Source organism: Aquipuribacter aurantiacus (genome assembly GCF_051216895.1).
Taxonomy (GTDB): Bacteria; Actinomycetota; Actinomycetes; order Actinomycetales; family JBBAYJ01; genus Aquipuribacter.
Window position 1 is genome coordinate 183,811 of record NZ_JBPKAO010000007.1, and the last position, 19,139, is coordinate 202,949.

At 74.1% G+C, this 19,139-nt stretch carries 19 protein-coding genes and 1 pseudogene; 8 read left to right on the forward strand and 12 right to left on the reverse strand.

From position 1 onward, the window contains the following. Window positions 1-3: 3 nt before the first annotated feature. The 3 genes from ACR80Q_RS11635 to ACR80Q_RS11645 all read right to left on the reverse strand — a co-directional run bounded on the left by ACR80Q_RS11635 (window position 4) and on the right by ACR80Q_RS11645 (window position 3,385). Window positions 4-1,293 carry an extracellular solute-binding protein gene (locus ACR80Q_RS11635; RefSeq protein WP_435377776.1) on the reverse strand — a complete coding sequence of 430 codons (1,290 nt, stop codon included), beginning with the start codon at window positions 1,291-1,293 and terminating at the stop codon, window positions 4-6. Window positions 1,294-1,295: 2 nt separating this feature from the next. Further along, window positions 1,296-2,396 carry a LacI family DNA-binding transcriptional regulator gene (locus ACR80Q_RS11640; protein ID WP_435377777.1) on the reverse strand — a complete coding sequence of 367 codons (1,101 nt, stop codon included), beginning with the start codon at window positions 2,394-2,396 and terminating at the stop codon, window positions 1,296-1,298. Between the two features lie 95 nt (window positions 2,397-2,491). Then, window positions 2,492-3,385 (reverse strand): LysR family transcriptional regulator, encoded by an 894-nt coding sequence (locus ACR80Q_RS11645; protein ID WP_435377778.1) that lies wholly within the window; start codon window positions 3,383-3,385, stop codon window positions 2,492-2,494. Window positions 3,386-3,460: 75 nt separating this feature from the next. Between ACR80Q_RS11645 and ACR80Q_RS11650 the strand changes: the two genes are divergently transcribed. Beyond that, window positions 3,461-3,670, forward strand: a complete 210-nt coding sequence (locus tag ACR80Q_RS11650) for a hypothetical protein (protein ID WP_435377779.1) — start codon at window positions 3,461-3,463, stop codon at window positions 3,668-3,670. A gap of 34 nt (window positions 3,671-3,704) precedes the next feature. Here ACR80Q_RS11650 and ACR80Q_RS11655 read toward each other — a convergent pair whose 3' ends face one another. Then, window positions 3,705-5,270: an AMP-binding protein gene (locus ACR80Q_RS11655; protein WP_435377780.1), complete on the reverse strand. Its 1,566-nt coding sequence runs from the start codon at window positions 5,268-5,270 to the stop codon at window positions 3,705-3,707. A gap of 161 nt (window positions 5,271-5,431) precedes the next feature. On the opposite strand from ACR80Q_RS11655, the gene ACR80Q_RS11660 reads away from it, so the two are divergent. Both ACR80Q_RS11660 and ACR80Q_RS11665 read left to right on the forward strand, forming a co-directional pair. Then, window positions 5,432-6,067, forward strand: a complete 636-nt coding sequence (locus ACR80Q_RS11660; RefSeq protein WP_435377781.1) for a class I SAM-dependent methyltransferase — start codon at window positions 5,432-5,434, stop codon at window positions 6,065-6,067. Then, window positions 6,064-6,450, forward strand: coding sequence for an SRPBCC family protein (locus ACR80Q_RS11665; RefSeq protein ID WP_435377782.1), 387 nt, complete (start codon window positions 6,064-6,066; stop codon window positions 6,448-6,450). Before ACR80Q_RS11660 ends, ACR80Q_RS11665 begins: the two co-directional genes overlap by 4 nt. Window positions 6,451-6,462: 12 nt before the next feature. On the opposite strand, the gene ACR80Q_RS11670 is transcribed toward ACR80Q_RS11665, so the two are convergent. The 6 genes from ACR80Q_RS11670 to ACR80Q_RS11695 form a co-directional block, all read right to left on the reverse strand. Next, entirely contained in the window at window positions 6,463-7,287 is an 825-nt protein-coding gene (locus tag ACR80Q_RS11670; RefSeq protein WP_435377783.1) for a TrmH family RNA methyltransferase, read from the reverse strand. A 4-nt stretch (window positions 7,288-7,291) separates the two neighbouring features. Then, window positions 7,292-8,083 (reverse strand): sulfite exporter TauE/SafE family protein, encoded by a 792-nt coding sequence (locus ACR80Q_RS11675; protein ID WP_435377784.1) that lies wholly within the window; start codon window positions 8,081-8,083, stop codon window positions 7,292-7,294. 109 nt (window positions 8,084-8,192) lie between these two features. Further along, complete coding sequence (locus ACR80Q_RS11680) at window positions 8,193-9,785, reverse strand: cryptochrome/photolyase family protein (protein ID WP_435377785.1); 1,593 nt, start codon at window positions 9,783-9,785, stop codon at window positions 8,193-8,195. Window positions 9,786-9,799: 14 nt separating this feature from the next. Next, window positions 9,800-11,041 (reverse strand): SPFH domain-containing protein, encoded by a 1,242-nt coding sequence (locus ACR80Q_RS11685; protein WP_435377786.1) that lies wholly within the window; start codon window positions 11,039-11,041, stop codon window positions 9,800-9,802. After that, window positions 11,038-11,589 carry an NfeD family protein gene (locus tag ACR80Q_RS11690; RefSeq protein WP_435377787.1) on the reverse strand — a complete coding sequence of 184 codons (552 nt, stop codon included), beginning with the start codon at window positions 11,587-11,589 and terminating at the stop codon, window positions 11,038-11,040. Before ACR80Q_RS11690 ends, ACR80Q_RS11685 begins: the two co-directional genes overlap by 4 nt. Before the next feature lie 16 nt (window positions 11,590-11,605). Then, window positions 11,606-12,394 (reverse strand): ABC transporter ATP-binding protein, encoded by a 789-nt coding sequence (locus ACR80Q_RS11695; protein ID WP_435377788.1) that lies wholly within the window; start codon window positions 12,392-12,394, stop codon window positions 11,606-11,608. A 35-nt stretch (window positions 12,395-12,429) separates the two neighbouring features. On the opposite strand from ACR80Q_RS11695, the gene ACR80Q_RS11700 reads away from it, so the two are divergent. After that, window positions 12,430-13,230 carry an Rv1486c family protein gene (locus ACR80Q_RS11700; RefSeq protein ID WP_435377789.1) on the forward strand — a complete coding sequence of 267 codons (801 nt, stop codon included), beginning with the start codon at window positions 12,430-12,432 and terminating at the stop codon, window positions 13,228-13,230. 69 nt (window positions 13,231-13,299) lie between these two features. On the opposite strand, the gene ACR80Q_RS11705 is transcribed toward ACR80Q_RS11700, so the two are convergent. Both ACR80Q_RS11705 and glgA read right to left on the reverse strand, forming a co-directional pair. After that, window positions 13,300-14,238 (reverse strand): hypothetical protein, encoded by a 939-nt coding sequence (locus tag ACR80Q_RS11705; protein ID WP_435377790.1) that lies wholly within the window; start codon window positions 14,236-14,238, stop codon window positions 13,300-13,302. A gap of 118 nt (window positions 14,239-14,356) precedes the next feature. Further along, window positions 14,357-15,565, reverse strand: coding sequence for a glycogen synthase (glgA, locus tag ACR80Q_RS11710; RefSeq protein WP_435377791.1), 1,209 nt, complete (start codon window positions 15,563-15,565; stop codon window positions 14,357-14,359). Between the two features lie 36 nt (window positions 15,566-15,601). Between glgA and ACR80Q_RS11715 the strand changes: the two are divergent. From ACR80Q_RS11715 to serB, 4 genes and pseudogenes are all read left to right on the forward strand, one after another. After that, window positions 15,602-16,331 (forward strand): annotated as a pseudogene (locus ACR80Q_RS11715) (sugar phosphate nucleotidyltransferase); the annotation flags it as partial. Window positions 16,332-16,334: 3 nt separating this feature from the next. Next, window positions 16,335-16,982 (forward strand): GlgC family sugar phosphate nucleotidyltransferase, encoded by a 648-nt coding sequence (locus ACR80Q_RS11720; RefSeq protein WP_435377801.1) that lies wholly within the window; start codon window positions 16,335-16,337, stop codon window positions 16,980-16,982. Next, the gene (locus ACR80Q_RS11725) at window positions 16,979-17,827 is read left to right on the forward strand and encodes an LLM class F420-dependent oxidoreductase (protein WP_435377792.1); all 849 of its coding nucleotides are present in this window, start codon (window positions 16,979-16,981) and stop codon (window positions 17,825-17,827) included. Before ACR80Q_RS11720 ends, ACR80Q_RS11725 begins: the two co-directional genes overlap by 4 nt. Before the next feature lie 25 nt (window positions 17,828-17,852). Further along, on the forward strand, window positions 17,853-19,058 hold the full coding sequence (serB, locus tag ACR80Q_RS11730; protein WP_435377793.1) for a phosphoserine phosphatase SerB: 1,206 nt from the start codon (window positions 17,853-17,855) through the stop codon (window positions 19,056-19,058). Window positions 19,059-19,139 lie beyond the last annotated feature (81 nt).

A 19,139-nucleotide genomic window follows, 5' to 3' on the forward strand; every position in this document is an offset into this window, starting at 1 on the left:
GGCCTAGCCCTGGCCGACGAGTCCGTCGACGTCCTCGGCCGCCCCCGTGAGGGCCTCCTGCACGTCGACCTCGCCGAAGATGACGGACTCGGAGTACGCGTCACGGAAGGTCTGCCACACCTCGATGGAGCCCGGGACGTTGGGCACCTCGACCGTGCGCTCGGCCTGCGCGGCGAACGTCCGGTAGTCCGGGTTGGCCTCGAAGTACGCCGCGAACGTGGCCGGCAGGTCCTGGCGCATCGGCATCTGACCGGTCATCTCCAGCAGCGCCGCGTCCTGCTCCTCCGAGGTCGAGAACTCGAGCACGTCCCACGCGGTGCCCTGGTTCTCGCAGGCGGTGTACATGGCGACGTTCTTGGCGTCGCTGAAGGTGACGACCTCCTCCGCGGCGACGCCGCTGGAGGTCGGGACGGGGGCGACGCCCCAGTCGATGTCCTCGCCGTAGACCGCGACGGCCCACGGGCCCACGATCGACATCGCGGACTGCGCGTCGCCGAACGCGTCGCCGTTGTAGGCCTCGCGACCGGCCAGGCCCTCGTCGTAGACCGTCCGCCAGAACTCCGCGACCGCGACGCCCTCCTCGCCCGCGAACTGCGCCTCGCCGTCCTCCACCAGCAGCGTGCCGCCGGTCTCGGCCGCGAACAGCGGGTAGAAGTCGAACCACGGCTGGAAGAACTCCGAGCTGGGCGAGGGCCAGATGGCGTGGGTGGCGACCCCGCTCTCGACCAGGGTCCGCGACGTGGAGAGGAACTCCTCGTAGGTGGCCAGCGGCGGGTTCTCGGCGTCGAGGCCCGCCTCGGTGAACATGGCCTTGTTGTAGAAGATCATGACGGGGTTGGCCTTCCACGGCAGCTGGTAGAACGCCCCGTCAGGCGAGAGGTACTGCTCGGCCTTGTCCCCCGTCCGCTCCTCGATGTAGGCCCGTGCGCCCTCGACCTCGTCCAGGTTGACCAGGCCACCGGCCTGCTGGAACTGCGGGACCGCCGCAGGGGAGGTGTTGTAGATCAGGCAGGGTGCGTTGCCGGCGGTGATGGCCGCGGCGATGGCCTCCTCCGAGCTCTGCCCGGCGGGGATCTCCTGGGCGCTGACCTGCGCGTCGGGGTTCTCGCTGTTCCAGGCCTCGACCATCGCCTCGCCCCAGGCCACCTCCTCCTGGTTGTTGGAGTACCAGATGTCGATCGGGCCGGTGGCCCCGGCCGCGGAGGCGTCGCCGGACGGCTCGCCACCACCTCCGCAGGCGACGCCGGCCACCAGGGCCAGCCCGGTCAGGGCTGCGGGCAGGACTCTTCTCACGGTCACTCCTCGGGGGTGCGGCGGGACGGACGGGACGGTGACGACGGCCCGAGGTCCGGGGGCCGGTGCGCGGTTCGGGGGCGCGGGCCCGGGGGGCCGCTGGAGCGACGGACGACCAGGCGCGCGGGCGGGAGGTCGACGTCCTCGCTGGTCCGCCCCTCGACCAGGTCCAGCAGGACGGTGGCGCTGCGCTCGCCCCACCCGACGGTGTCGGCGCGGACCGTGGTCAGCGGCGGGTGCATGTGCGCGGCGGGCGCGATGTCGTCGAACCCGGTGACGGACAGGTCACCCGGCACGCTCAGGCCGAGCTCACGGGCGGCGGTCGCGCCCGCCATGGCCATCAGGTCGTTGGCGTAGACCACCGCGGTCGGCGGGTCGGCGGCGCGCAGCAGCTCGCGGGTGGCCGCCGCGCCGCTCGCCGGGGTGAAGTCGCCCTCGACCTCCGGCCCGGGCGGCAGGCCCAGCTCCGTCATCGCCGCCGCCCACGCGTTGCGCCGGGAGTCGCCGTGCAGGTAGGAGCGGGGACCGGACACGTGGCCGATCCGGGTGTGGCCGAGCGCGGCGAGGTGCCGCACCGACGCCGTGATGCCGGCGCGGTCGTCCAGGCGCACGGCCGGGAACGGGGACTCCCCCGACGTGGCGTTGAGGGTGACCGCGGGCAGCCCCAGCCGGTGCAGCCGGGCGGGGCGGGGGTCGTCGTGGCGCAGGTCGGACAGGAACACCCCGTCCACCCGGCCGTCCCGGGCCAGGCGTTCGTAGCCCTGCGCCTCGGCGGCCTCGTCGCGGACCACCTGCAGCACCAGCACGTGGCCCTGCTCGCTGAGGACGGTCTCGACCCCGGCGATGAAGCTGAGGAAGAACGGGTCGGCCCCCAGCAGCTCCGGCGGGCGGGCCACCACCAGGCCCAGGGCGAAGGCCCGCGACGCGGACAGCGCCCGGGCCCGGTGGCTGGGCCGCCAGCCGAGGTCGTCCGCTGCGGCCAGGATGCGCTCCCGGGTGTCGGGACTGACGCCGGGACGGTCGTTGAGGGCGAAGGAGACCAGCGTCTTGCTGACGCCTGCGTGCCGGGCGACGTCGACGATGGTGACCGGTCGCTCCGCCACGGTCACCTCCCAGCGCCGGGTGCCCGCCGTCGGGCACCTCGTCACTTAAACCGGTTCAGTCCCGGCTGTCAAGGAAATGGGGCGTACCGGACCGATCAGGCGAACGGGGCGGCCAGGTGGCCGATCCGGGCCTGCTCGAGCACGTGGTCGCGGAACAGCAGCGCGGACGGCAGCATCCGGCGCGACTCGGACCAGACCAGGCCCAGCTCGCGCGTCGCCCCCCGGTCCGTCAGCCCGACCACGTCGCACCGGTCCCCCACCGCGGACGCCGGCACCAGCGCGACCCCGAGCCCGGCGGCGACGAAGCCCTGCACGGTCGCCAGGTCGTCGGCCTCGAACGCGATGTCGGGCTCGACCCCCGCTGCGGCCAGCAGCTCGTCGTGGGAGCGACGAAAGGGCGACGGGCCCCGCATCACGACGAACGGCTCCTCCGCCGCGGCCGCGAGGCCCGTCGCCCCTCGACCGGCCAGCCGGTGACCCACGGGCACCACCAGCACGAGCGGCTCGGTGAGCATGCGCGCCCAACCCAGCCCGGGGGTGCCGGGCCGTCGGCTGGCCAGCTGCAGGTCGACGGGGCCGGAGTCCGGTGGTGCGTCCGTCGAGGCCGCGCTGCGCAGCAGCCGGACCCGGACGCCCGGGTGGTCGGCGTGGAAGCCGCGCACCAGCTGCGGCAGCAACCAGGTGCCCATCGACCGCTCGAACGCCACCCCGACGGAACCGGTCTCGGGGTCCAGCAGCTGCTCGACCGCCGCCAGGCCGTCGTCCAGCTCGTGCAGGGCCACGTCGACGTGCCGCTTGAACGCCGCCCCGGCCTCCGTCATCCGCAGCGTGCGGCCCTGCTTGCGCAGCAACGGCGTGCCGACCTCCACCTCGAGCCGGGCCAGCGCCCGGGACAACCCGGGTTGGCTGATGTGCTCGACCTGGCTCACCTCGGTGACGGTCACGCCGTCGGCGACCTGCTGGAACCAGCGCAGCGTCTCGGTCTCCATCCCATGACGCTAGCGCATGCTTCGTCGCCATCATGGTCATTGGACGCATCGACGCAGGTCACGGACACTTGCACCATGACGAACCTGACGACCATGTGGACCGCCACCCGCGACGACCTCCGTGCGCGCCGTGTGCACCGGGCCGAGACCCGTCAGCTGCAGCGCGAGCTGGCGTCCTACAGCTCCCCGTCCGACCGCGCCGAGCTCGACGCGATCCTGTCCCGCCACCCGGCGGACGCCGTGGCCCCTCTCGAGGACCTGATCAACCGCAACCGCGCCGCCTGACCCACCCGCCCCGCCGCACCACCCGTCCCGGCCCTCAGGCCGGGCCCGCGAGCTCTTGCCGCAGCACCCGTCGCAGGATCTTCCCCGACGCGGACTTCGGGATCGCGTCCACCACCAGCAGCCGGTCGAGGTGCTTGTACGTCGCCGTCCGCTCCGCGACGAACGCCATCACGTCCTCCGCGCCGGCCTGTGCTCCCGCCTTCAGCACGACGTGCCCCACGGGCAGCTCCCCGGCCCGGGCGTCCACCACCCCCACCACCGCGGCGTCCGCCACGTCGGGGTGGGTCAGCAGCAGCGCCTCGAGCTCCGCCGGCGCCACCTGGAACCCCTTGACCTTGATGAGCTCCTTGAGCCGGTCGACCACGAACAGGTAGCCGTCGGCGTCCACGTGCCCGATGTCCCCGGTGCGGAGCCAGCCGTCGGCGTCCAGCGTGGCCGCGGTCGCCTCGGCGTTGCCCAGGTACCCGGCCATCACCTGCGGCCCGCGCACCCACAGCTCGCCGTCGGCGTCCACGCCCAGGTCCTCCCCCGTGGTCGGGTCCACCACCCGGTGCTCGGTGCTGGCCACGGCCACGCCCACGGAGCCGGCCCGGTACTGCCCCGGGCGGGTGAAGTGCGACACCGGTGACATCTCCGTCATGCCGTAGCCCTGGACGATCTCCACCCCCAGCCGGGCCGAGGCCTCGGCCGCGAGCTCGGCCGACAGCGGCGCCGCGCCGGAGACCACCTGCACCAGGGCGGACAGGTCCACCCCGTCCACCGCGGGGTGCTTGGCCAGCGCGACGACGATGGGTGGGGCGACGAACGAGCGCGTCACCCGGTGGTCGGCGTGCAGCTGCAGGAACTGCTGCAGGTCGAAGCGCGGCATCGTGACGATGGTCGCCCCGGCCACCAGGCCGACGTTCATGACGACGTTCATGCCGTAGATGTGGAAGAACGGCAGCACCCCCATGAACACCTCGCCCTCGCCGGTGCCCAGGACGTCAGCGGTCTGCGCCACGTTGGCGACCAGGTTGCGATGGGTGAGCATGACGCCCTTGGGCAGGCCCTGGGTGCCGGAGGAGTACGGCAGCGCGACGACCGCGTCGGTCCCGACGGGTACCTGCTGCGCCAGGGGCGGACCCATCAGGGAGGCCAGCGGGACCGCCGTGCTCCCCTCGGGCACCTCGCCGATGACGACGACCTGCTCGACCGCCGTGCCCTGCGCGGCCGCCGTGGCCGTGTCCAGGAAGGCCGGGACGGTGACCAGGAGCCGGGCCCCGGAGTCCCGCAGCTGCTGGCCGACCTCGTGCGCGGTGTAGGTCGGGTTGATGGTCGAGACGGTCCCGCCGGCGAACGCCACGCCGTGGAACGCCACCGCGTACTCGGGCACGTTGGGCGCCATCAGCGCGACCGCGTCCCCCGGGGCGTACCCTCGGGCCACCAGCCCTCCGGCCAGCGACCGGATGCCGGCGTCGAGCGCGCCGTAGGTGAGGACCCGTCCGGTCGGCCCGTCGACCAGGGCGGGCCGGTCGGCCATCTCGGAGGCGCGGCGCAGCACGTACGGCGTCAGCAGCTGGTCCGGGATCTCGATGTCGGGGACGGGCGTGGGAAGGCTCACTGGCGGGCTCCTCGTCGAGCGACCGTGGCCACCGGCGTCCCCGGCAGCCCGCCCATGAAACCCCACCCGGGCGGGCTCGGCCCGTCGGACGGGCCCGGGCACGAGGGTGAGGAGGGTGCCCGCGGTCGGCGGACCGCGCGACCGGGTGCCACCATGGCGCGGTGCCCGCCACCGACCCCGCTGCCGACGAGAGGGCCGTGCCCACCGACGCCTGGGACGCCGCAGCCGCCGCCTACCGCTGGCAGGAGCCGCTTGAGCGTCAGAGCCTGCAGGCGATGCTGACGGTCCTGGCCCCCCGGGCGGACGAGGTCGTCGTGGACCTCGGCTCCGGCGCGGGCCACGTCCCGCGACTCCTGGGCCGGGGGCCGGGCAGCCCCACCGTGGCGCTGGAACGCAGCCCGCGGATGCTCGTCGCCGGGGACTTCGCGGGGGCGGTGCCGCTGCGCGCGGACGTCACGTCGCTGCCGCTGCCGGAGCACTCGGTGGACGTGGTGACCGCGGCCTGGGTGCTGCACGTCCTCGACGGGGCGCAGCGCGCGGCCGCGGTGGCCGAGATCGCGCGCGTGCTGAGACCCGGTGGGCGCCTGGGGGCCGTGGTTCCCGCGCACCCGCGCACCCGCGCGCAGGCCCTGCTGCGCTCGGCGGCCCGGGCGGCGGCCTCCGCCCGCGGGCTCGGGGCGTTCACCGTGCCCCACGACCTGCCGGCCCTGCTGACCGACCACCGGCTGCAGGTGCGCCACCACCGCCGCACCGGTCGCGGCTACCTCGCCGACGTGCTCGTGTGCACCCGCGCATGAGGCCGGCCGTCGCACGCGCCAGCGGCCCCGTGCACCCCGACGAGGCCTGGGACCGCTACGCCCGGCCCGAGCGCTGGTCCCAGTGGTCGCCGCAGGTCCGCGGGGTCGAGATGGACGCCGACGTCATCGTGGCCGGCTCGGCCGGCACCGTGCGCACCCTGGGCGGGGCGCAGGTGCAGTTCGTGGTCCTGGACGTGGACCCGCGCGCCCGCTCGTGGAGCTGGCGGGTGCGGGTCGGCCCGGTCGGGATGGTGCTGGAGCACCACCTGCAGGCCCGGCCCGAGGGCGGCACCCGGGCCGAGGTGGTCATCCACGCCGCCTGGCCGGTGGCCCGGCTGTACCGGCTGCCCGCGACGGTCGCGCTCCACCGCCTGGTGCACTGAGCGGCCGCGCTCTCACCGCACCCGGGTGGCCCAGAAGGCGACGGCGGCGGCCGAGGCCACGTTGAGCGAGTCGACCCCGCCGGCCATGGGGATGCGGACCACCCGGTCCACGGCGGCCACGGTGCCCGCCCGCAGCCCGTGCCCCTCGGTGCCCAGCACCCAGGCCAACCGCTCCGGGACGTCCTCGGCAAACGCGTCGAGGTCCTCGGCCCGGGCGTCCAGGGCCAGCGCGGCGACGGTGAACCCGGCCTCGCGCAGGTCGGCGACCCCACCGGGCCAGGGGTCGATGCGGGTCCACGGGACCTGGAACACCGTCCCCATCGACACCCGGACGCTGCGGCGGTAGAGCGGGTCGGCGCAGCGCGGTGTGACGAGCACGGCCTCCACGCCCAGGGCGGCGCAGCTGCGGAACACGGCCCCGACGTTGGTGTGGTCGACCACGTCCTCCAGGACCACGACCCGGCGGGTGCCCGCGACCACGTCGGTCAGCGGCGGCGGGACCGGGCGGTGCATGGAGGCCAGCGCCCCCCGGTGCAGGTGGAACCCCGTGATCTGCTCCAGCAGGGGCTCCTCGGCGACCAGCACCGGGGCCCCCTGCTGCTCGGCCGCCGCCAGCAGGTCCGTGATCTCGGGCAGCCAGCGCGGCGCGACGAGGATCGAGCGCAGCCGGTGCCCCGCGGCCAGGGCCCGGCGGATGACCTGCGTGCTCTCGGCCATGAACAGGCCCTCGGCGGGCTCGCGGACGCTGCGCAGCCGGACGTCGGTCAGCTGGGTGTAGTCGCGCAGCCGCGGGTCGTCGACGGTGTCCAGCACCTCCAGGGGCGTGTCGTCGGCCACGGCCTCAGCCCGTCACGAGGGACACGATGGCCACCAGCCCGACGACGACGATGACGCCCCGCAGGAGCGCCGGGGGCAGGCGTCGACCGATGCGGGCGCCGACCAGGCCCCCGACGACCGCCCCCAGCGCGACGGCGGCCACGACCGGCCAGACCACCCGCTCGGGCGCGACCAGCACGAACACGATGGCGGCGACGGCGTTGACCGAACCCGACAGCAGGTTCTTCAGACCGTTCAGGCGTTGCAGGTCCTCGTCCAGCACCGCCCCGAGCGCCCCCATCAGCAGGACCCCCTGCGCGGCGCCGAAGTACCCGCCGTACACACCCGTGGCCGCCGTGATCGGCAGCGCCGCCGCGTAGCGGTCGTGGTGCCGGCCGCGGGCGTCCAGCGCGGCGCCGTCGGCCGCGGCGGCCTCCCGCCGGCGCCGCAGCGAGGCCTGCAGCCGCGGCTGCACGACGACCAGCACGAGGGCGACGGCGATGAGCACGGGCACCACCGTCTGGAACGCGGACTCCGGCAGCACCAGCAGCAGCACCGCTCCCACCAGCCCGCCGAGCAGGCTCGCCGGCAGCAGCCGCACGATCCGTCCCCGCTGCCCCACCAGCTCGCGCCGGTAGCCCCAGGCACCCGTGAACGACCCGGGCACCAGGCCCAGGTTGTTGGTGATGTTGGCCGTCAGCGGCGGCAGCCCGATGGCCAGCAGCAGCGGGAACGAGATGAGCGTGCCGCTGCCGACGATGGTGTTGATGGTGCCGGCGGCGACACCCGCCAGCGCGGCGATCAGCAGGTCAGGCACGTGCGGCGACGCTACTGCACCGGTGGGCGCCGCCCGGCACCGGCGCTCACGGCCCTGGCGTCACGGCCCCGGCGTCACGGCCCCGGCGTCACGGCCCCGGCCGCGCGGCTCAGGGCACCGCGTCGCCGCGCTCGGCCTCCTGGGCCAGCACGGCGTCCCGGTCGGTCAACCGGTCCAGGCCGGACACGGCTCGCGAGGTCCGCGGGTTGCTCCCCAGCCGGTCCCGGTGGCGGTCGACGAACGCCCAGTACCCGGCCGTGAACGGGCACGCGTCCTCGCCGACCCGCACCTTGGGGTCGTAGACGCAGGGCTTGCAGTGGTCGCTCATCCGGTCGATGTACGCCCCCCCGGCGGCGTAGGGCTTAGTCGCCATCACCCCGCCGTCGGCGTGCAGCGCCATCCCGACGACGTTGGGGACCATCACCCAGTCGTAGCCGTCGACGAAGCTGCGGTGGAACCAGTCGGTCATGGCCTGCGGGTCGTAGCCGTGCTGCAGCGCCCAGTTGCCCAGCAGCATGAGCCGCGGGATGTGGTGGGCCCAGCCGTCCTCGCGGACCGAGGCCAGGGTGTCGGACAGGCAGGCCGCCCTGACGGTGCCCTCGGCGTCCAGGTCGGCGAACCAGGCCGGGATCGGCGTGGTGGCGCCCAGGTCGTTGCGGTCGCGGTAGTCCTCGCCCTGCTGCCAGTACAGGTGCCAGACGTAGTCGCGCCACCCCACCACCTGGCGGACGAAGCCCTCGACGCTGGCGAGGCGAGCGCCGTGGGCCAGGCGGGCCTCGGCGGCGCGGGCCACGTCCACCGGGTCGAGCAGACCCAGGTTGATCGGCACCGACAGCAGGGAGTGGGCCATCCACCGGTCACCGGACAGCATGGCGTCCTCGTAGGAGCCGAACGCGTCCAGCCGGTGCTGAAGGAAGTGCGCCAGCGCCGCCCGGGACTCGGCCCCGGTGACGGCGAAGCGGCGGGGTCCGTCCTCGCCCAGGAACTCGACCCCGTCGGCGGCCATCGCGTCCAGGTCCCGGCGGACCTGCTCGTCGATCTCGTCCTCCTCCGGCCACCACGGGTCGGGCAGGTCGACGGCGTCGGACAGCTTGTCGACCTTGCGCGGCGGGCGTTCGCGGTTGTCCTCGTCGAAGGACCACTGCCCTCCCACCGGGGCGCCGTCCGGCTCCACGAGCAGCCCGAGCCGGGTCCGTTGCCGGCGGTACCAGTCGTCCTGCAGCAGCCGGCGGCGGCCGCGGCCGTCGACCCACCGGGCGAACTCGGCGTGGTCGGAGGCGAACCCGCGGGCCTTCAGCACCTGCACCGACCCGGCCCCGGGTCCGACGCTGCCGTCGGCCAGGGCACGCACCAGCCGGCGGGCACCCCACGTCGTGGGGTCCGCCACCGAGACCGGCCGGTCGGGGCCGACCCCGGCCCGGGCCAGGCCCTCGGCGTAGGTGTCGGCGGCGACGTAGCGGGCCCGCTCGCCCAGCTCGGCCGCGCGGTGCCGCATCGCCGACAGCACCAGGTGGGCCTTGCGGCGGTGGAACGCCCGCCGCCGGAACACGGCGGTGGACTCGATGATGAGCAACCCGTCGTCGGCGTCGTCCACGAAGTGCTCGCCGAGCTGGTCGGCGAAGCACCAGCGGGTCGTGCCGGGGGCGTCAGCCGGCAGGTCGGTCCCGAGCAGCGGGTCGGCCTCGGCTCCGGACCGACCCACCGGGTCCTCGGTGCTCAGGTGAGGGGTCCGCCCGGTGCGGCGGTGCTGCCGGGACCCTGGGTGGACGAGCCCGGCTGCTGGTCGTCCGGCAGGGCCGGGGGCGACTGCGGCGCGGGGGCCTCGTCGGTCTGCTGCGGCGTCGGCGCCTGCGGGGCGGCCGCCGGCGTGCCTGCGGTGTCCGAGGCCGACCGGGCCCGACGGGCGGTGGTCTTCTCCTCCGCGAGCCGGGCCTCCCGGGACGCGTCGGCGGCCTCGGCCTTGGCCCGCTCGAGCGCGGTCTGCGGGTCCTCGAGCTCGGGCACGTCCAGGTCGTCGTCCCCGCCGCCCGTGCCGACGGTCGGGACGCCCATGAACCCGCCGGTGTCCTCGGCGCGACCGCCGATGGCGCGACCGATGCCACCGAGCGCCTCCGTCAGCTCGCTCGGGATGATCCACATCTTGTTGGACTGCCCGCGCGCGATCTGCGGCAGCATCTGCAGGTACTGGTAGGCGAGCAGCTTGTCGTCCGGGTTGCCCTTGTGGATGGCCTCGAAGACCTGCAGGATCGCGCGGCTCTCGCCCTGCGCCTTGAGGATCGCCGACTGGGCCTGACCCTCGGCGGTGAGGATGGCGGACTGCTTCTCGCCCTCGGCGGTGAGGATGGCCGACTGCTTGACGCCCTCGGCGGTCAGGATCGTGGCGCGGCGGTCGCGCTCGGCGCGCATCTGCTTCTCCATCGAGTCCTGCACGCTGGCGGGCGGGTCGATGGCCTTGAGCTCGACGCGGTTGACACGGATGCCCCACTTGCCGGTCGCCTCGTCGAGGACCCCGCGCAGCTGGCCGTTGATCTGGTCGCGGCTGGTGAGGGTCTGCTCGAGGTCGAGCGAGCCGATGACGTTCCTCAGGGTGGTGACCGTCAGCTGCTCGATGCCCTGGATGAAGTTCGCGATCTCGTAGGTCGCGGACTTGGCGTCGTTGACCTGGAAGTAGATGACCGTGTCGATGCTGACGACCAGGTTGTCGGAGGTGATCACCGGCTGCGGCGGGAAGCTGACGACCTGCTCGCGCAGGTCGACGGTGGCCCGGGGACGGTCGATGAACGGGACGAGGAAGTGCAGCCCCGCGCCCAGCGTCTTCTGGTACTTGCCGAGCCGCTCGATGATCACCTCGGTCGCCTGCTGGACGATCCGGACGGCCCGGATCACGGTGACCGCCGCGACGACGATCACCAGGATCAGGACGATCACGGTCAGTACCTGGGTGAAGTCCACGCTCATTGCTCCATCGGTGGTGGTGTCCGGCCCGGTTCGTCACCGGTGCCTGGGTCGTGCTGCCGGGGGTCCGGCCCGTGCGGGTCGGCGTGCTGGTCCGCGGGCTGCTCGGCCCGCACCAGCGCCGTGGCGCCCTCGATCTTGACCACGACCACGTCGACGTCGGCGTCGATGCGCGTCCCGCGGTCCGCTGTGCGGGCGGTCCACGTCTCCCCGCTCAGCTTGACCTGCCCGCCCCGGCCGTCGACCGGCGTCAGGGTCACCGCGCTCCGCCCGGCCAGCGCGTCGACGTTGGTCGGCACGTCCGGGTTGGAACGCATCGCCCAGCGCTTGAGGTACGGGCGCACCAGGAGGAGGCCGAGGAGGCTGACGCCCGCGAACACGAACGCCTGCACGGTGAAGGAGTACCCGAACGCCGCCGCCAGGGCCGCGGCGAGCGCACCGCCGACGAGCATGGAGAAGACGAAGTCCAGCGCCGTCAGCTCCAGCAGACCGAGGATCAGCGCGCCGGCGACCCAGAGCAGCCACTGCGACTCCCGCAGGAAGTCCTGCACGGCGCTCCCCCCTCCCTCAGCGGACCGCTCGCGCGGCCCAGCGCCCGTCGTCGACCGCGAGGTCCAGGGCGATCCCGAAGGTATCCGACAGCGCGCCCGACGTCAGCACCAGATCGAGCGGACCCGCCGCGACGACCTCGCCGCCGCGCAGCAGCAGGACGTGGTCGAAGCCCGGCGGGATCTCCTCGACGTGGTGGGTCACGAGCACGGTCGTCGGGGCCGCCGCGTCGCGGGCCAGGGCCGACAGACCGGACACCAGGTCCTCCCGCCCCCGCAGGTCCAGACCGGCGGCGGGCTCGTCGAGCAGCAGCAGCTCCGGGTCGGTCATCACCGCCCGGGCGACCAGCACGCGCTTGCGCTCGCCCTCGGACAGCGTGCCGAAGGTGCGGGCACCCAGCCCGGCCACGCCGAAGGCCGCCAGCAGGGAGTCGGCGCGCTCGACGTCGACCTGCTCGTAGTCCTCGCGGAAGCGGCCCAGCACCCCGTGGGCCGCGGTCAGCACGACGTCGCGGACCCGCTCGCGGCCGGGCACCTGCGCCGCGAGCGACGCGCTGCTCAGCCCGATCCGGGGGCGCAGGTCGAAGACGTCGGTCTCCCCCAGGGTCTCGCCCAGGATCGTGGCCCGGCCCTCGCTGGGGAACGTCCGCGCGGACATCACGTCGAACAGCGTCGTCTTGCCGGCCCCGTTGGGGCCCAGGACGACCCACCGCTCGCCCTCGCGGACCGTCAGGTCGATGTCGCGCAGCAGGTGGGTGCCGCTGCGGACGACCCCGAGAGCATCACAGTCGACGACGGCCTCGGGCATGCGGGCAACCGTAGCGGGGCGCCTACCCTGCTCGCGTGACCATCCCCCGCTCGGCGTTGCTCGCCGCATGGGCCGGTGCCGTGGCGGCCGGCCGGGCCCGCGTCGGCGACGCCCTCGACGCCGTCGCCGGCGACGACGAACCGCACCAGGTCGAGCCCGCCCCCGGGTTCACCGCGCCGGCGTCGCTGCCCGTGCCGGACCCCGGCTACCTGTCGGACCTGCTCGTCCTGCTGGCCGCGGCCGGGGAGCGCGCCCCGGTCGGGGTGCGCTGCGTCCTGCCGGTGCCCGGTGACGTCCTGGGCGTCCCCGGGCCCGCGGACCTGCAGGCGGCCGCCGTGGCCGCCGGGGAGTGCGTGGTGGTCGACGGCCTGCCCGGGGGCGACGGGTCGCTGGCGCTGGTGCCCGAGGTCGAGGAGTTCGGCCCGGTCGACGACGTCGGCGTGCACGTCCGGTGGCAGGCGCACCGGGCGACCCCGGTGCCGGGCACCCCGCTGGCCACCAGCGTCGCCGAGGCGGACATGGCGTTCCGGCTCGCCCTCGCCGAGGCCACCACCGTGCTGGAGGGCCTCGACCTGCAGAGCTGGCGTCCCGACGCCACGGCGGGGCTGCGGCGCGGTCGCGACTCCGACGGCCAGCCGCTGCCGCCGACGCTCGGCCCGCGCTCGCTGCGGCTGCTGACCCGCGCGGAGCGGGTGCTGGCCATCGTCGAGGCGGCCGAGGCCGACCACGGCGGCGTCGTCACCGGCTGGGAGGCCGGCCGCCGCAGCGCGTCGCTGGTGGAGCTGTCACGCGCCACCCGGGCCGCGGTGGTCGCCGCGGTGAGCCTGCCGGGCTGAGACCGGGCGAGGCGGCCCGGCCCGGACCGGCCCGGACCGCCCGGCCCGGACCGCCCGGCCCGGTGCCGGTCACACCAGAGCGGCCCGCTCCGCCCGGACGGCCCCGACCACCTCGGCCAGCACCCGCTCGGAGTCGGCGTGCGGGACCTGGCAGGTGCCGGCGGCCTGGTGCCCGCCGCCGCCGTAGGACAGCGCCACCGCGCCCACGTCGACGGGTGAGGTCCGGTCGAGGATGGACTTGCCGACGGCGAGCACGGTGTTCTGCCGGCCCTTGCCCCACAGCACGTGCACCGACACCCGCGCCTGCGGGAACAGGGCGTAGACCATGAACCGGTTGCCGGCGTGGATGACGTCCTCCGCGCGCAGGTCGACCACTGCCACGTCGCCGTGCACGGTCGTCACCCGGCGCAGCTGCTCGACGAAGAGCGCCTCCTGCGTCCGGTAGAGCTCCGCGCGCTCCGCGACGTCCGGCAGGGCCAGGATCTCCGCCACGTCCTGGTGCTCGGTGCACCAGTCGATGAGCTGCATCATCAGGTCGTAGTTGCTGATCCGGAAGTCGCGGAAACGGCCCAGGCCGGTGCGGCTGTCCATCAGGAAGTTCAGCAGGGTCCAGCCCTGCGGGTGCAGCACGTCGTCGAGCTCGTACTGCGCGGAGTCGGCCTGGTCCACCGCCCGCATCAACCCGTAGGACACGTCCGGGAAGCGGTCCGGCCCGCCGTAGTGGTCGAACACCACGCGGGCGGCCGAGGGCGCGGAGGCGACGATGACGTGGTTGTCGGCCGTGCCGCCGGTCCGCAGCTCCTCGGAGTGGTGGTGGTCGAACACCAGGTGCGCCGCCGGGGCGTAGGGCAGGTTGGTGAGGATGTCGCCCGGGCCGATCTCGACGAGGCCGTCCTGCACGTCCTTGGGGTGCACGAACAGCACGTCGTCGATGAGGTCGAGCTGGCGGAGCAGGACGGCGCACACCAGGCCGTCGAAGTCGCTTCGGGTGACGAGTCGGTAGCGCACGAGGGTCCTGTCCGTCGGGGTACTCCCGGCGGGCACCGGGTCGTGACCCACCATCGGCCGCCGGGGCGCGCCGCTTGAGCCCCCGGACGGGGGACCTGCGGCGCGACCCGTCAGACCGTCAGCCTCGCGAGGCCAGCGCCCGCTCGTACACCGCGATCGTCCGCTGGGCCACCGTGGTCCAGGAGAACTCCTCGGTCGCGCGGCGACGACCCGCCTCGCCGTGGGCGCGGGCCCGGTCCGGGTCGCTGACGGCCTCGCGCAGGGTCGCGGCCAGGTCGGCGACGTACCGGTCGGGGTCCACCGGCGTGCCGGTGCCGTCGGTCAGCTGCTCGATCGGGACCAGCCAACCCGTGACGTCGTGCTGCACGACCTCGGGGATGCCACCGGTCGCGGTGCCGACGACCGCGGCGCCGCAGGCCATGGCCTCGAGGTTGACGATGCCCAGCGGCTCGTACACCGACGGGCAGACGAACACGGTGGCGTGGCTGAGCACCTGGCAGACCTGGGCCCGCGGCAGCATCTCCTCCACCCACACCACGCCGTCGCGACCGGCGCGCAGGTCGGCGACCAGCTGCTTGACCTCGGCCATGATCTCCGGGGTGTCCGGCGCCCCGGCCAGCAGGACGACCTGGACCTCCGGCGGCAGCGCCGCGCACGCTCGCAGCAGGTACGGCAGGCCCTTCTGGCGGGTGATGCGCCCGACGAACACGACGGCGGGACGGTCGGGGTCGATCCCGAGCCGGGTGACCACGTCGGTCCCGGTGTCCCGGACCCAGTCCGCGGTGTCGATGCCGTTGTGCACGACCTCGACCACCTCGGGGTCGAGGAAGTCGTAGCTGCGCAGGATGTCGTCACGCATCGCCGAGCTCACGGCGATGATGCGGGCGGCGTCCCGGTAGCTGGACGACTCGGCCCAGCCGGACACCTTGTACCCGCCGCCGAGCTGCTCGGCCTTCCACGGCCGCAGCGGCTCCAGGCTGTGGGCGGTGATGACGTGCGGCGCCCCGGTCAGCTTCGCCGCCAGGTCGCCGGCCAGGTTGGCGTACCAGGTGTGCGAGTGGAGCACGTCGGGCGCCGGGTCCTCCTGCGCCAGGGCGGCCGCGATGTGCAGGTCCACCCCCAGCGTGCGCAGGGCTGCGTTGGCACCGGACAGCTCCGCGGGCTCGGTGTGCCCGTGGACACCCGGCGCCTGCTCGGGCTCGCCGAACGCGTGGACGGAGACGTCGACGCCCGAGGCCCGCAGCGCCCGGGTCAGCTCCACGGCATGCACCCCGGCACCGCCGTAGACCGCCGGTGGCCACTCCTTCGTGATCACTGTGATCTTCACTCGGCACACGCTAGGGCAGGCCACTAGGGTCGGGCCATGCCTCGACGGACCGGTGCAAAGGTGCTCGCGATCGTCCTCGCCGGCGGAGAAGGTAAGCGGCTCATGCCGTTGACCGCCGACCGAGCCAAGCCAGCGGTGCCCTTCGCGGGCAACTACCGCCTCATCGACTTCGCCCTGTCGAACGTCGTCAACTCCGGCTACCGCAAGGTGGTCGTCCTCACCCAGTACAAGTCGCACTCGCTGGACCGCCACATCGCCCAGACCTGGCGGCTCACCACGCTGTTCGGCAACTACGTGGCACCGGTGCCGGCGCAGCAGCGGATGGGCAAGCACTGGTACCTGGGCAGCGCCGACGCCATCCTGCAGAGCCTCAACCTGGTGCGCGACGAGCGTCCCGACTACGTCGTCGTGGCCGGTTCGGACAACGTGTTCCGGATGGACTTCTCGCAGATGCTCGACGCGCACATCGAGACCGGCGTCGGCTGCACGGTCGCCGCCATCCGCCAGCCGTTGAGCCTGGCCGACCAGTTCGGCGTCATCGAGAACACGCCCGAGCGCCCGGACCGGATCGCCCGCTGGCGCGAGAAGCCCGACGACGCCGTCGGCCTGGCCGACTCCCCCGACGAGGTGCTGGCCTCGATGGGCAACTACATCTTCACCACCAAGGCCCTGATCGACGCGGTCACCGCCGACGCGGACGTCGAGGGCAGCAAGCACGACATGGGCGGCGACATCGTCCCCCGCTTCGTCGACGCCGACGACTGCGGGNATGGGCAACTACATCTTCACCACCAAGGCCCTGATCGACGCGGTCACCGCCGACGCGGACGTCGAGGGCAGCAAGCACGACATGGGCGGCGACATCGTCCCCCGCTTCGTCGACGCCGACGACTGCGGGGTCTACGACTTCATCCGCAACGACGTGCCCGGCTCGACCGACCGGGACCGCGACTACTGGCGCGACGTGGGTTCCATCGACGCGTACTACGACGCCCACATGGACCTGATCTCGGTCCACCCCGTGTTCAACCTCTACAACTACGACTGGCCGATCATCACGGCGCAGACGTACTACCCGCCGGCCAAGTTCGTGCACGGCTGGCAGGGCCGGATCGGGCACGCGGTCAACTCGATCGTCAGCCCCGGGTCCGTGGTGTCCGGCGCGTTCGTCGAGAACTCGGTCCTCAGCCCCAACGTGTACGTCCACTCCTGGGCCACGCTCAGCGACTCCGTCGTGATGGACAACGTCGAGATCGGCCGCCACGCCGTGGTGCGCCGGGCCATCATCGACAAGGACTGCGTGATCGGTGAGGGCGTGCGGATCGGCATCGACGCCGAGGAGGACCGGGCCCGCGGCCTGGTCGTCACCGACTCCGGCCTGACCATCCTCCCCAAGGGCATGGTCCTGGAGCGATGAGCGGGGGCGAGACCGGGGCGGAGCCCGCCTACGACGGGTCCCGCGCGTCGGAGGGCCGTCCCGTCCGGGTCGGCGTGCAGCTGCAGCCGCAGCACGCCAGCTACGACCAGATCCGCCGGGCGGTGGACGAGGTCGAGGCGGCGGGCGTCGACGTGATCTTCAACTGGGACCACTTCTTCCCCCTGTACGGGGAGCCCGACGGGGAGCACTTCGAGTGCTGGACCATGCTCGGCGCCTGGGCGGAGCAGACCGACCGGGCCGAGATCGGTGCCCTGGTGACCTGCAACAGCTACCGCAACCCCGAGCTGCTGGCGGACATGGCTCGCACCGTCGACCACATCAGCGGCGGTCGTCTGGTCCTGGGCATCGGAGCGGGCTGGTTCGAGCGGGACTACACGGAGTACGGCTACCGGTTCGGGACCGCCGGGGAGCGGCTGGCCTCCCTCGCCGACGCCCTGCCGCGGATCGAGGCCCGTTGGTCGCTCCTCAACCCGGCTCCGACCCGCCGGATCCCCGTCCTGGTGGGCGGCGGCGGGGAGAAGAAGACCCTGCGGATGACCGCGCGCCACGCCGACATCTGGCACGGCTTCGGCGACGCGGACGTCATCGCCCGCAAGCACCGGGTGCTCGACGAGTGGTGCGACTCCGAGGAGCGGGAGCCGTCGGCCATCGAGCGCTCCGCAGGGGTCGAGGGCGAGCCCGGGGCCACCGCCGAGCGGCTGCTCGGCCTGGGCACCCGGTTGTTCACGACCAGCGCGGGCGGTCCGGACTTCGACCTGACCACGGCGAGGAAGTGGCTGCGCTGGCGGGACGAGGTCAACGAGCGGGACGGCCTCGGCGGCTGAGGACGCCCGCCCCTAGGCTGCCCGCGTGACCAGCGGCGAGGCACCCACCACCCTGCTGGTCACGGCGACGGGTCGGGACCGTCCGGGGGTGACCGCCGCGCTGTTCGCCGCCGCCACCGCCCCCGGTGTGGACGTCCTCGACGTCGAGCAGGTCGTGGTGCGCGGGCACCTGACGCTGGGGTTCCTGCTCGGTACGTCCGGGGCCTCGCCCCAGGTGCAGGACGCGATGCTGGCCCGGCTCGCGGTGGCCGCCCAGGAGCTCGACGTCACCGTGGCCACGGAGCCCGGCACCGGCGAGACACCGGGGCTGCGCGGCGCGCGACTGCACGTCACCATGCTCGGGCGGCCGCTGTCGCCGGACGCCGTCCGGGCCGTGACGGGCGAGCTGGCCGAGCGGGGCGCGAACGTCGACCGGATCAGACGGCTGGCCTCGGACCCGGTGACCGCGCTCGAGCTCGACGTGTCGGGCGTGCCCGACCTGGCGCAGCTGCGCCGGGACCTGACCCGCGCCGCCGTCGGTCACGGGGCCGACGTCGCCGTGTCCCCCGCCGGGATCGTCCGCCACGGCCGACGGCTGGTGGTGATGGACGTCGACTCGACCCTGATCCAGGACGAGGTGATCGAGCTGCTGGCCGCGGAGGCCGGACGCGAGGCCGAGGTCGCCGCCGTCACGGAGCGGGCGATGCGCGGCGAGCTCGACTTCGCGGAGTCGCTGCACGAGCGCGTCGCGGCCCTGGCCGGGCTGCCGGTGTCGGCGTTCGCGGCGGTCCAGTCCCGGGTCCGGCTCACCCCGGGCGCCCGGACGCTGGTGCGGACGCTGCACGAGCTCGGGTTCACGGTCGCGCTCGTGTCGGGCGGGTTCATGGAGGTGGTCGGTCCTCTGGCCCGCTCGCTCGGCATCGTCAACGCCCGCGCCAACCGCCTGGAGGTCGCCGACGGCCGGCTGACGGGGCGGGTGCTGGGCACCGTGATGGACCGTCCGGGCAAGGCCACCGCGCTGCGGGACTTCGCCCGCCACGAGGGCCTGGCCATGAGCCGCACCGTCGCGATCGGCGACGGCGCCAACGACCTGGACATGCTGGGTGCCGCCGGCCTCGGCATCGCGTTCAACGCCAAGCCGGTCGTGCGGGAGCAGGCCGACGCGTCCCTGACCGGGCCCTACCTGGACTCGGTCCTGTTCCTGCTCGGGCTGTCGGCCGACGAGATCGCCGACGCCCAGGCCTCCGCCTGACCACAGCCCCGGCCACCCCACGCCGGCCACGCCGCCCCGGCAACGCAGCCCCGCCGCACCTGTGGGACCAGATCGGGCCCA